Source organism: Ktedonobacter racemifer DSM 44963, assembly GCF_000178855.1.
Classification (GTDB): Bacteria; Chloroflexota; Ktedonobacteria; order Ktedonobacterales; family Ktedonobacteraceae; genus Ktedonobacter; species Ktedonobacter racemifer.
This window is the reverse complement of record NZ_ADVG01000004.1, coordinates 1,730,330-1,743,237: the sequence shown is the minus strand read 5'-3', so window position 1 is coordinate 1,743,237 and position 12,908 is coordinate 1,730,330. Positions and strand designations below refer to the sequence as shown.

Annotated in this window: 8 protein-coding genes; 3 read left to right on the top strand and 5 right to left on the bottom strand. The window is 53.0% G+C overall.

From position 1 onward, the window contains the following. Positions 1-62: 62 nt before the first annotated feature. From KRAC_RS49270 to KRAC_RS49260, 3 genes are all read right to left on the bottom strand, one after another. On the bottom strand, positions 63-947 hold the full coding sequence (locus KRAC_RS49270) for a carbohydrate ABC transporter permease (RefSeq protein ID WP_007920200.1): 885 nt from the start codon (positions 945-947) through the stop codon (positions 63-65). Between the two features lie 24 nt (positions 948-971). Then, a complete protein-coding gene (locus KRAC_RS49265) occupies positions 972-1,970 on the bottom strand; it encodes a carbohydrate ABC transporter permease (protein WP_007920194.1) in 999 nt (332 codons plus the stop codon). Positions 1,971-2,605: 635 nt separating this feature from the next. Then, positions 2,606-3,646, bottom strand: a complete 1,041-nt coding sequence (locus KRAC_RS49260; protein WP_007920191.1) for a LacI family DNA-binding transcriptional regulator — start codon at positions 3,644-3,646, stop codon at positions 2,606-2,608. A 501-nt stretch (positions 3,647-4,147) separates the two neighbouring features. Between KRAC_RS49260 and yicI the strand changes: the two genes are divergently transcribed. From yicI to melA, 3 genes are all read left to right on the top strand, one after another. Further along, entirely contained in the window at positions 4,148-6,547 is a 2,400-nt protein-coding gene (yicI, locus tag KRAC_RS49250; RefSeq protein WP_007920190.1) for an alpha-xylosidase, read from the top strand. Between the two features lie 35 nt (positions 6,548-6,582). Beyond that, entirely contained in the window at positions 6,583-8,598 is a 2,016-nt protein-coding gene (locus KRAC_RS49245) for a beta-galactosidase (protein ID WP_007920188.1), read from the top strand. Positions 8,599-8,719: 121 nt separating this feature from the next. Further along, entirely contained in the window at positions 8,720-10,267 is a 1,548-nt protein-coding gene (melA, locus tag KRAC_RS49240) for an alpha-glucosidase/alpha-galactosidase (RefSeq protein WP_007920187.1), read from the top strand. 73 nt (positions 10,268-10,340) lie between these two features. Here melA and KRAC_RS49235 read toward each other — a convergent pair whose 3' ends face one another. Beyond that, the gene (locus KRAC_RS49235) at positions 10,341-11,753 is read right to left on the bottom strand and encodes a cytochrome P450 (RefSeq protein ID WP_007920185.1); all 1,413 of its coding nucleotides are present in this window, start codon (positions 11,751-11,753) and stop codon (positions 10,341-10,343) included. A 140-nt stretch (positions 11,754-11,893) separates the two neighbouring features. Beyond that, complete coding sequence (locus tag KRAC_RS49230) at positions 11,894-12,625, bottom strand: TetR/AcrR family transcriptional regulator (RefSeq protein ID WP_007920183.1); 732 nt, start codon at positions 12,623-12,625, stop codon at positions 11,894-11,896. Positions 12,626-12,908: the final 283 nt, after the last annotated feature.

The following is a 12,908-nucleotide window of genomic DNA, read 5'->3' as shown; positions in this document are numbered from 1 at the left end:
AGATTACCTGCGTCTGAGATGATGGTGGAGGCAGGCTGGAAGCCGACCTCCTATCCATGCCATTATGATTTGACGGCGCCTTCCACGCCACTAATGAAATAGCGTTGCAGCAGAATGAAGACCGCCATAATGGGAGCTAGAGTAATCACCGAACCGGCGGCCAGGTAGGTCCAGTTTGTGCTATTTTCGGCGATAAAGGCATACATACCCACTGCCAGGGTACGCAGTTCCGGAACGCCCAGCGTAAAGACAAGGGGAATGAAGAAACTGTTCCAGGCGCCTATGAAGGTAAAGAGGGCCACCGTAGCCAGCATGGGACCAGCCAGAGGAAACATCACCATCCAGAAGCGCTGGTTGAAGTTTGCGCCATCAACGCGTGCCGCATCCTCAATCTCGCGCTCCATAGACGAGAAGTAGCCCATGAACAAAAAGGTGCTGAAAACCATGCCGCCTGCCGCCTGCACCAAAATGACCGAAGCCAGCGTATTCAACAGGCCGAGGCGCTGGACAACATCGAAGACAGGAATAATAGTATAGCCATGCGGGAGAAAGAGCGTCAGCGCGATGAGCCCAAGCAAGAGTTTCTTGCCAGGGAAATTCGTACGTGCCAGCGCGTAACCAGCCATCGCGGTAAAAATCATCACCACGATGACGGTTGTTCCCGCCACAATGGCGGTGTTGAAGAAGTACTGGCCAAAAGAGGCCTCGTTCCAGGCATTGACATAGTTAGACCACTCGATCTGCCGAGGAAAAATATTCAATCCCTGATCAAAGAAGTCCGCGTTGGTTTTCAGCGAACTGCCCAGCATCCAGAGAAATGGATACATCCAGATAAGGCCACCGACTAGCAGAATGAGGTGGGTTAGCCCAATACCCCCTTTCTGGCGAAATTTGTAGAATGACCTGCGGGGTCTTTGTTGCTTATCTGTTATAGAAGAAACACTCATCAGAAACCTCCCTGTACATCCTCTTTATTGACCGCTCTCAATGGCACGCTGGCGATTGATGTAACGGAATATCAACAATTGCGCTACGGAGAGACCAAGCAAGATCAGGCCATAGAAGAATGAAGCAGCCGAGGCAAAGCCAACATTGGGTTGAACGCCTGCGCGGGCGGAGCCACCAAATGCCTGGTGATAGATATAGGTGTTAACCACCTCGGTCGCGCTATAGGGACCACCATCGGTCAAGACCAACACCAGATCAAAGACCTGGAGGCTACCCAGAATCGCCAGAATCAGAATGACCAGGCCAACGGCGCGCAATAGCGGAATAGTGATAGTGAAGAAGCGCGCAATGCTGTTGGCCCCATCTATGCTAGCCGCTTCATAAAGTTCAGCCGGGATGGTTTGCAGGCCAGCAAGGAAATAGATCATGTTATAGCCCAGCGTATTCCAGATGCCTACCGTGATAATAATGCCCAGTGCAAAACGCGGATCCCCCAACCAGTCAATATGTTCATGAATCAGGTGCATGCTCAACAAGAGCTGATTCAGGTTATCGCCAAAATTAGAGAGAATCAGTTGTATCACAACGCCAATGACCGCGGGGGAAGTCACAGCCGGAATAAAATAGACCGAGCGATAGAAAGAGGCAAAGCGCAATTTGGGATTATTGAGGACGAGCGCCAGAGCCAGGGCTAGGAGTAACTGGATAGGCACCAACACAAGGGTATAAATGAGCGTATGCAGAAAGGAACCCCAGAAAAAGGGATCGTGTATGACGCGTACAAAGTTATCCAGGCCCACATAGTTTGAGGGGTCGCCAATGCCATTCCATTGATAGAGCGTGTAGCCCAGCGAGGCAAAGATAGGATAGACGACGAAAACCAGCAGCAGCACAAACATCGGCGTGATGTAGATATACGACCAGACATTTGTACGTATCTCCCGCCAGAGGGAGCGCTTAGGAGCACCCTGCCGCTGGTGGCTCACTATCTTCTGTTCAGTTGGTAGCGTTGGTGCTTGCATAACGATAGTTCCTTCTCAGTCCCATATATCAAGCGGAAAGAGAGATGTCAAACAGCAACATCCAATTCCAAAATAATACTCATTCCCTCAGGCACGACGTATTCTCTAGATGACAACATATCAACTAGACATGCGTAGTAAGAAGTGCCTACTCTAAGCAACGTATTTGGCGAGGCTAGAAACAGAAAGGTGAGCCATTTCCTGGGCTCGTCGAAATACCTGCGAATTACGTACATCAGCTCAACCTTTTGAACTGATGATAAGAAAACGCCTCTTCAATGACAATATGGGAATATACGCTAGAAAGTCAGGCGCTATTGGGTGCGCAAGTAGGCAGAAATATCGACTGGCATCTACTTATCGACCACCTGACGCCATGTTTTTTACCGGATGGGGTCTCTGGAGTTGGAGACAATACGTGATCTGGCTAGCAGACCTACTCTGGTTTTGCTCACGTTTAATCGTGAATTGCAGCATTGCAACCTCTGCTCTTTATTCAGCTAAAATGAACTGATGACATTTGGGATCGCTCCCAAGACTTTATTACGAATGAGTGTACCTAATAAATATGCGCTTGTCAAGTTTCTTGCTTGTTATCCATATGCCGTAGTTTGTATTGATTAATGAAATCTGCGTTAAGAAACAGCCGAGCGACGCTTGAAGCCGCAAGATTCACGAATCACCAGTGTTGTCGGTAAAATGACATGCATGGGTTTGGTCTCTTTCGTGTCATGCTCCAATTGCTCAATAAGCATCTCAGCAGCGCGGATACCCAGCTCCACGCAGGGTTGTCGGATGGTAGTCAAATCCGGGAAGATCATCGTAGTCTGGGGCAGATCGTCGAAACCAACAATAGCCAGATCCTCAGGTACCCTTCGCCCCTGTTCGTGTACTGCCCGAATTACACCCGCGACCATCATATCGTTGGAGGAAAAGAGGGCTGTGGGTGGCCTCTCAAGCTGCAAAAAACGCTTTGTCAACTCATAACCACTAGCGGTGGACCAATCTCCATCACCGACCAGCTCCGGGTCCAGCGGGATACCAGCTTCCTCCAAAGCCTCCTTATAGCCTTGATAGCGGTCGGAGGTACAGGTATCTCTGGCCAGCCCTTTAAGCATAGCTATATGCCGATGCCCTAGCGAGATCAGGTGCTTGACCCCGATACGTGCGGCCTCGACATTGTCCACATCTACATACCTGAGGTCGTCTTGCCCTGGCTCATGGCCGATCCGCGTATAGGGAATGCCCGACTCTTTGAGAAAGGCCGCGCAGGTATCATTGGTGTTGCTGCTGATTAACACAACCCCATCAAACTCACGCCCGCGCAGCATTTTAAACATATCTTGCTCATTCATATCCTGCCGACCCATAAAGAGCAGGGACGTATAACCTTGTTGCGCGCAAACCTGGCTCACTCCCTGGCTCATCAAGGCAAAAATTGGGTTGCCAAAGAGGTTATAGACATTATCGGGCAAAATCAATCCAATGCTCCGCGTGCGCTGTGTGACGAGCTGACGCGCCGCTGCCTGGGGGGTGTATCCGTGCGATGTAATCACTTCCTGCACACGGTCTCTTACAGCAGGCCGGACACTCGGATGACTATTGAGGACCCGTGACACTGTTGAGCGAGAAACACCAGCTAATCTGGCAATATCTTCAATCGTCAATTGCGGCATTTCAACCTCTTTGTTTTTTTAAATCTTTAGCGTTTACTTTTTGGCAATGCATCATGTACAATAGTTTTGGGATCGCTCCCAAATGATCCTACCATGAGCTTACTCAATGGCAGGCCCATTGTCAAGAGTGCATACTCCAAAGTAAAGAACGCCATGTGCAAGTCTTTTTTGCTTGATCCCTCGCGCCTGCGGCGCTCAGGGGTAAGGGTGTCTGAGTTGAAAAAGGCTCCGCCTTTTTCAACTCAGACACTGTATGATGTTGCGTCATCGTCGCCCGCCGCGCTTGGGGGTAAGGGATCTGCGTGGGAAATGGCGAAGCCATTTCCCACGCAGATCCCTTACCCCCAAAGTGAGCGTAGCGAACCGAGGCAAGAAGCAGAAGAGAATTCAATAGCCCTGTCCAAAACAAAAAACATAGCATTCTGTCATTTCCATGTGCACATGACTTGATGTGTTATCTTTCAACAAAGTATTTCACTGATATGGAAGGAGTAGATTCTTATGGCTGATCAGGTTCCATTGCTCCCGTACAATGTGTATATGACTGAGCCGCCCCATCTTCCTGTGCGCGAGGCGGAGGACCAGGGAGGGCCAGATTTCCTTGTTCAGGCAGAGGTCAAAGAACAGCATGCGCGAGGAATTGTGCTACAGGGCCAGACATGTAGCGGAGAAAACGTCACTGTCACGCTCGCCCTGGTAGCCGATGGCATCGCGCGAGTGCTGCTGGAGAATGAGGAGAGCGATCCCGCGCGTATACGCCTGGCGCGCGACTTTCCGGCAGACGAGTGCAAAGTGACTATAACGCATTCCGAGGGGTACGTTTACTTGCAAACGCCATCGTTGCGTATAGAGGTCGCCCTTCAACCTTTTCATCTCACTTTTTGTGACGCTGATGGTCGCCTCCTGCTTTCGCAAAATTACAGCGAAGTTACCAATGTACGCATGAAATTGACCGTGCTACCCTTTGGCCTGAGCAAGATAAATGGTCATCGTGTCGCGTTCCACGATAGCTTTACCGCTGAGCCAGATGAACACTTCTTTGGCTTTGGTGAGAAATTCACTGATTTCGATAAACGCGGGCAACGCATTACGACCTGGAATATCGATTGCGGTGGTGCATTTAGCGAGCGCTCCTACAAAAATGTGCCGTTTGTCGTGAGTACACGCAAGTATGGTGTTTTCGTCGATACCACGAGTGCGGTGGATTTTGACATGGTGGCAAGCAACACGGCGACTTACAGCATCATTAGCCGGGACAGCGCGCTTGACTACTATGTGATAGCCGGGCCCGATCTCAAGAGCATCGTTACCAGATATGGCTCGCTGGTAAGTTTTCCCGTTCTGCCGCCTAAGTGGTCTCTGGGTACCTGGATCTCCTCGGGGTTTCAACGCGATAGTGCTGAAGAGGTACTGCGCCGGGCCCGACTGATTCGTAAGCACGAGATTCCCTGTGATGTCTTACACCTGGACTGCTACTGGCAGCGTTTTGGCCGCTGGTCGGAGCTATTATGGGATAGCGAGCTATTCCCTGATCCCGCTGGTCTGCTGGCTGAGCTTAAATCGATGGGCTTCAAGGTGTGTCTCTGGATGCATCCATATATTGGCATCGAGAGCGAGCATTTTACCAGAGGGGATGAGAAGGGATATTTTCTCAAGAATGCGCAAGGCAAAACATACGTGGTCGATATCTGGGGAGGCTTCCACCCGCCAGTTGGCATCATCGATGTCACCAACCCCGAGGCCATCGCCTGGTTTAAAGAGCTGCTGCGCAAACCGCTTCGCCTTGGCGCCGACGTGTATAAGACGGATTTTGGCGAAGGCATTCCTAACGACGCGGTAGCTTATAGTGGCATCAAGGGCGAGCAACTCCATAATCTCTACTCGCTGCTGTACAACGACATTGTCGCACAAGTGACCGAGGAGGTTACAGGCCACGCTGGATTGGTCTGGGCACGCTCCACGTACGCGGGCGGGCAACGCCATGCAGCCCAGTGGAGTGGCGACGTCAATAGCACCTTTCCCGCCATGGCCGCGACCATACGTGGCGGACTGAGCATGGCTATATGTGGGCATGCTTTCTGGAGTCACGATGTAGGCGGCTTCACCGGCCATCCTTCGACAGAACTCTATGTCCGCTGGGCGCAGTTTGGCTTTTTCTCGCCATTAATCCGGGCCCATGGCAATTCTACCCGCCTTCCCTGGGATTTTGGTCCGCGGGGACTGGAGCTCTTTCGCACCTACGCTCGCCTGCGCTACCGCCTGCTGCCATATCTCTATACCTATGCGTGTATAGCCGCGCGAACCAGTCTGCCCATTATGCGGCCAATGGTGCTCGAATTCCCGGATGATCCCTCAACCCACACGATGGATTTGCAATATATGCTCGGCGAGGAGCTGTTGGTAGCCCCTATCTACAATCTCAGCGGGGAGCGCACGGTCTACCTGCCTGAAGGCAGTTGGATTGATTACTGGACACGCGAAACATTCACTGGCCCTCGTACGATCCGGGTGCAAGCGCCGCTAGAAACCCTTCCCCTTTATGTGCGGGCTAACGCGCTCCTTCCAACTACCGAACCTGTCTCGTTCACTGCCGATGAACCTTTTGTGGATATCACGGTCGAGGCTTACCTGCTGGAACGAGGAACATTTGAGTTGCATGATACAGATGGCCTGACACACATCACCGCCGAGTTGGAGGACAGCCGGTTGCGTATCAGCCTTGCAGGGGCCAAACGTCAGCTTACTCTGCGTCTACTTCCCCTGGCTGGGAATGCGCTCGTTGCCGAGGTGTTGCTCAATAATACCCAAGCACGCAAGGAAGTATCGCCAGAGGAACAGCAGCCACAAAATACCTGGGTGCGGGCTGAGGATGGTACTATTCTAGTAAAGCTAAGTGTTTGAGGTCGATTCCTGAGAAACAACGAAATGAGAGTTTGATGCAATCATTTTCTCCTTTGAATTCACGCGCGCCCTTTATCTGGCACGGGGGAGACTATAATCCAGAGCAATGGCCACGGGCTATCTGGGGCGAAGATATCCGGCTCATGCAGGAGTGCCACTTTGAGGTTGCAACATTGGGCGTATTTAGCTGGGTTTCGCTTCAGCCTGAAGAGGATCGTTTTACCTTCGAGTGGCTCGATACCATCCTGGACAATCTGGCTGCTGCGGGACGCTTCGTCTGCCTGGCCACACCAAGTGCGGCACAACCAGCCTGGATGTCGCAGCGCTATCCCGACGTCTTGCGCGCCGGGGAAACCGGCGTACGTTGGCATCATGGCTGGCGTGTCAACTATTGTCCATGCTCAGCTAATTATCGCCGCCTGGCTGCACAGATGGCGCGCAAGCTGGCGGAACGCTTTCACCAGCACCCCGCCGTCATTGCCTGGCATGTCTCGAATGAATATGCTGGCGCCTGCTACTGCGATGTCTGTGCGGCAGCCTTTCGCGTATGGCTCCAGCAGCGTTACGCAAATCTGGATGTCTTGAACCAAAGATGGTGGACAGCGTTCTGGAGCCATACCTACACTGACTGGTCGCAGATCGAGCCGCCGTATGCCAATGGAGAACGCTCGAACCACGCGCTGGTGATCGATTACAAGCGTTTCCAGAGCGAGATGATGCTGGAATGCTATAAAGCCGAGCGCGACGCCATTCGCGTCTACTCGCCGCACCTGCCCATCACGACCAACATGATGAATACCTATCCCGAACTGGATTACCGCGCCTGGGCTAAAGAAGTCGATGTGATTGCCTGGGACTGCTACCCCAGCGCACACGATCAGCCTTCCGACATCGCTTTCGCTCATGATTTTATGCGTGGGTTACGCGATGGCCAACCTTTCTTGCTGATGGAGCAAACGCCCAGCAGCCAGAACTGGCAGGAATACAATAGCCTCAAGCGACCCGGCGTCCTGCGCCTGTGGAGTTACCTGGCGGTGGCACACGGCGCGGAGGCGGTGATGTACTTCCAGTGGCGGCGCAGTCGCGGCGAGTGCGAAAAAATGCACGGCGCCATAATTGAGCACAGTGGACGTAGTGATACCCGCGTCTTCCGCGAAGTACGTCAACTGGGAGAGGAACTCCTGCGCCTGCGAGATCGTACCCTGGGCGGCATCACGCCATCGGAGGTCGCGATCATGTTCGATTGGAACAACTGGTGGGCCATGGAGGCCAGCATCGGGCCGGTGCGCGATAAGCGTTATGTGGCGACAGTACGCCAGCACTATGCCACATTCTGGAAACGCAATGTGCCGGTCGATATCGTCTTCAGTGACTCAGACTTTAGCCGCTATCGCGTCCTGATCGCACCCATGCTCTATATGCTCAAACCAGGCGTAGCCGAGCGCATACGCGAGTTTGTCAGGCAGGGAGGTACCCTCGTTACGACGTACTTCAGCGGTATGGTTGACGAGTGTGACCTCGCCTTCGAGAACGGTTATCCCGGACCACTGCGTGAGGTCCTTGGTATATGGAATGAAGAGATTGACGCGCTCCATCCTGAACAGCACAACCGGATTGTGCTGCACGACAGTGGCGAGAGCTATACCTGCGGCCACCTCTGCGCCATCACTCACTGTGAAGGGGCCACCACACTCGCGACCTATGGCGACGATTTCTACGCTGGCACGCCAGTGCTCACTCGCCACAACGTCGGAGCTGGAGCTGCCTACTATATCGGGAGTGAGCCGGAGTCGCGCTTCCTGGATGATTTCTATGGGCGAATCCTCCAGGAGCAGCAGATCCACCCGGTGCTCACCACACCCCCAGGGGTCGAGGCTACACTTCGCCAAAACGCTCAGGGCCAGTTGCTTTTCTTACTCAACCACCAGGACACACTCACTCAGGTCGCGCTCCCACCAGGCAACCGCTATCGTGACTTGCTACGCGACCGGGAGGTTGCAGAAACACTTCCGCTGGAAGCCTATGATGTGGCTATTCTGACGAAAGCGTAAGCAGCCTCCCGGGAAGTGTCAGACACGAGGGAACATTCTGACCTTGAAGGCACTTCTTATGGCGTGTTACAGTAAGCACAGTAGCAATATACTGCACCACTTACCTGAAAGGATGCCTGCGATGCCAATCAACGTCGCCATCATTGGAGCTGGTTCCATTGGCTTCACCCGGACGCTGGTCCGCGATATCTTGACCGTACCCGAGCTGGCTGATACCACCTTTGCCTTTACCGATATTTCCCAGCATAACCTGGATATGGTCACAAAGCTGTGCCAGCGCGATATCGAAGCCAACAAATTGCCCGCGACCATTCAACCCACCCTTGATCGTCGCCAGGCCCTGGCAGATGCCAATTATGTACTCTGTACCATTCGCCAGGGTGGACTGGAGGCCTTCCAGACCGATATTGATATTCCTTTGAAGTATGGGGTCGATCAATGCGTGGGCGATACTATCTGTGCCGGCGGCATCATGTATGCCCAGCGCACCATTCCCGCGCTACTAGATTTCTGCAAAGATATTCGCGAAATGGCCAGACCAGGGGCTATCCTGCTCAACTATGCCAATCCAATGGCAATGAATGTCTGGGCGTGTAACACCTATGGTGGCGTGCCCACGATTGGTCTCTGTCATGGTGTGCAGGGCGCGCACTGGCAGATCACCAGCGTTATCGAGCATTGGGCCAAACGCGAAGGCTTGCTGGATCCAGAGGCAAAACTCCATCGACGGGATGTGGAGGTCATCGCCGCAGGCATCAACCACCAGACCTGGTTTATCAAGGTCCAGTGGCGTGGGCGCGATATGTTGCCGCAACTACTGGAGCTGTTTGAGCAGCATCCAACCTTCCCGACCACGGAAAAGGTGCGTATCGATGTCCTGCGCCGTTTCGGCTACTATAGCACAGAGTCTAATGGGCACCTGAGCGAGTATCTGCCCTGGTATCGCAAGCGTCCCGAGGAGATCGAGCAATGGATTGATCTCTCAAGCTGGATCAATGGCGAGACCGGCGGCTACTTACGCGTCTGCACCGAGGGACGCAACTGGTTTGAGACCGACTTCCCCAACTGGATGCAGGAGCCACCCGCCATCTTCACGCCAGATAAACGCAGCGAGGAGCATGGCTCATACATCATTGAAGCCCTGGAGACCGGGCGCATCTATCGTGGTCACTTCAACATCCCTAATCAGCACCACATCACCAACCTACCAGATAGCTGCACCATTGAAATCCCTGGCTATGTGGATAAAACTGGCATCCATATGCCTGTCATCGGCGACCTGCCCCTGGCTTGCGCGGCAACCTGCTCAGCCAGTGTGCGTGTGCAGGAAATGGGAATGCAGGCCGCTGTACATGGCGATGTGACCCTGCTCAAACAGGCTATGCTGCATGATCCATTGGTGGGCGCGGTCTGCAATCCTGAAGAAGTCTGGCAGATGACCGATGAGATGCTGGTCGCCCAGGCCAGGTGGCTCCCCCAGTATCAAGAAGCTATTCCCCAGGCGCAACAGCGGCTCGCGGAGCTTGAACACTCCGGGAAACGCGTTCACCTACACGAGACACAGGGCGCGGCACGCCTACACACTCGTACAGTGGAGGAGATGGCACAACACCGCGAAGCGGCCCGCGCCAACGCCGGAGCCGCCGACAAAGGTAACATGACCCGTTAAGGATGTGACATAGACAAACAGAAGGGCCCAGAGGTAAAACTCTGGCCCCTTCTGCATCTGCGCGCCCTAACGCTTATGCCTTTGGTAGCTCAACGAGCTGATGGATAGTTCCCCGCACCGGTACACGCTTAAAGCTACGGTCCTGCGGAAAGACATGCATGGGTATGCCTGGCACTGGGCGCATCGAGAGTTGCGTCGAGATCTTGGCATTGGGTACAGGCTCCAGGCGGTAGCGTTGCAGCAGCATTGCCAGCACCACCTTCATCTCCTGCGTAGCAAAACTCAACCCGATGCACATATGCCGCCCCGCGCTAAACGGTAGATACTCGTATGGCGAGCGTGTCAGCGAAGCCCAACGCTTTGGGAGAAAATGATCTGGATTGGTGTATAGCTCTGGTAGACGGTGCGTGAGAAACTCACTATATACGACATTGGTACCCTTAGGTAGAGCGTACCCGCCAAGGTCACATGCCTCACTGGCGATGCGAATGCCTATCGCAGCTGGAGGAAATAGGCGCAGGCTCTCTTTGATTACACCATCTAGCAAAGACAATTGGCTCAGCTGTTCAAGGGTTGGTACGCTCCCCTGCAAGGCGCCATCAAGCTCTTCAAGCAATTCCGCACACACCTGGGGATGCTGACTCAGGAGAAGAAGGATCCAGCTAAGCGCGTTCGCCGTGGTCTCGTGCCCAGCGACAAATAAGGCAAAGGCGTGACCAATCAACTCATCATCGCTTAGCGTGGCCCCCTCCTCGTCATGCGCGTGAATCAGCGCCGAGAGCACATCAGCTTCCTCATTATGAGCACGCTTCCGCGCAATCGTCGCACGCATAAAAGCAGTCAGCTCTTCCGATAGGCGCAATACCCGATGGTAGGGAGTGCCAGGGATATCATAGGGTAGCGCCATAGTCAGAAGCATAGAACGAGTCATGTCGCGCAGGAGCGTACCAACGTGCTGGAGTTCCTCTTCATCATACACGCCAAAGAGCGTCTTGACTGCGATGCGCAAGGTCAGATCCTGCATCTCGCGATGGACGTTGATCTGTGTCTGCTCCCGCCAGCTCTCCAGTAACTGTTGCGTAAGTGACATCATATCCTGGTGATAAGCGGCAATCTGCTGACGATGAAAGGCCGGCTGCATCAAGCGCCGATGCTGCCTATGCTTCTCCCCATCCATTTGCATCAGGTTCTGGGACATCAGCTTACCAAAGGCGGTATCCTGCCGGAACTTCGTCACCGAGACATCCCCACCTGCCTGGAATAGTTGTGGATTACTTAGCACCTGGAAGTTTAGGTCGGGTCCAAAGGCACAGACGTAAGTAGACGTACCCTGTGCCAACGTCACCACATCTCCATAAGTTGCATGCAAATCACGCAAAAAGGAGAAAGGGCGTTGATAGAGCTTGAGCATACCGCCACGCCAGCTCAATAAAGGTAGAGAGCGGGGTCCTGGAATGGCATGTCGAGATGCCATGGTAGTTGCCATGGGATACCTCCTGCGCCTGTATCCTTGCCAGGCACATATATTATAGCAATGGATACACTGATAAGCATCCATTCATTACTCATCCTGCATACAAATGTAGACAGGAACTTGCCGACCAGGCTTCCCGGCACACCAATCCGCTAAAGCATACGTTCTTGTATCTGCTGCTCACAGTAAGCACAGACCTGTTCCAACAATTGGCTCACAGTCGGAACTACTGTTGTCCGCAAGGTTGCATGCGATGGCTCTAACTCAGGTGCAAAAGCGAGTTGGACGACGCGAGCAAGGGCATCCCCTTTCACCTCCAGCGCTATCTGCTCATCTTCCGTCAACAAAGGATCTACAAGACAGAAGCCAGTAATCGTCGCGCTGAAAGCATACACCAGGCTGGTAATCTCCATATCCGTCCGCATCAAACCAAGATCACACAGCAGGCGAATAAAGTCCTGTGAAGGAGCTATCTTCCCCATCTGGCGCGAAACCTCGCTTTGAGCCATCTTCCCCAACAGGTCACGATCACCAACAAAGAAAGCTCTCGCCAAAGGGCGACTCATGACAATTAGCAGCATTGCGCGCATCATCCGATGCAACAGGGCTTCTTCCGGGTCAGCGAGCATCCTCTGCTGCAGCTCACGCCATATAGCGATACATTCACGCAACATCAGCGTTTCAAATAAAGCCTCGCGCGTCTTCCAGTGCAGATAAATGGTACCGCTACCCACTTCTGCCTGCCTGGCTATATCGTCGATGGTGAGGCGCTTATAGCCCCAGCGCAACAGCAGTTCGCCTGCGGCATCCAAAATCCGCTCAGCCCGAAGCTGTTGTTTGGAAAGCTCGGCAGGCCCTGTGGCAGCTTCTCGCTTCTGCGTCATCGCTAGCTACTTTCTTATGAACAATTTACATATTTCTTCAAAGTTCTTCTTCATGAGTATAAACCAAGTGTCGGCAATAAATCAAGAGACAGGCACGAAGGCTAAGAGATATTCTCTCATTTCCTCTAGATTGAAAAAGCCCTGTTGTAATCCCGTAGAATAAATGGAAGAGCTTAGAGAAAAAGCGAAGAAAGTACCAGAAGAGATGAAATCGTGTGCGCAAACATTGTTCAATATAAGGGGACAATTACTATTTAACCACAACAGTTCCTTATAAAGGATT

Excerpts from the sequence above, each read along its gene's own strand:
- KRAC_RS49245 (WP_007920188.1), top strand. The coding sequence starts at position 6,583 with ATGCAATCATTTTCTCCTTTGAATTCACGCGCGCCCTTTATCTGGCAC.
- KRAC_RS49230 (WP_007920183.1), bottom strand. The coding sequence starts at position 12,625 with ATGACGCAGAAGCGAGAAGCTGCCACAGGGCCTGCCGAGCTTTCCAAA.
- KRAC_RS49270 (WP_007920200.1), bottom strand. The coding sequence starts at position 947 with ATGAGTGTTTCTTCTATAACAGATAAGCAACAAAGACCCCGCAGGTCA.
- KRAC_RS49265 (WP_007920194.1), bottom strand. The coding sequence starts at position 1,970 with ATGCAAGCACCAACGCTACCAACTGAACAGAAGATAGTGAGCCACCAG.
- KRAC_RS49260 (WP_007920191.1), bottom strand. The coding sequence starts at position 3,646 with ATGCCGCAATTGACGATTGAAGATATTGCCAGATTAGCTGGTGTTTCT.
- KRAC_RS49235 (WP_007920185.1), bottom strand. The coding sequence starts at position 11,753 with ATGGCAACTACCATGGCATCTCGACATGCCATTCCAGGACCCCGCTCT.
- melA (WP_007920187.1), top strand. The coding sequence starts at position 8,720 with ATGCCAATCAACGTCGCCATCATTGGAGCTGGTTCCATTGGCTTCACC.
- yicI (WP_007920190.1), top strand. The coding sequence starts at position 4,148 with ATGGCTGATCAGGTTCCATTGCTCCCGTACAATGTGTATATGACTGAG.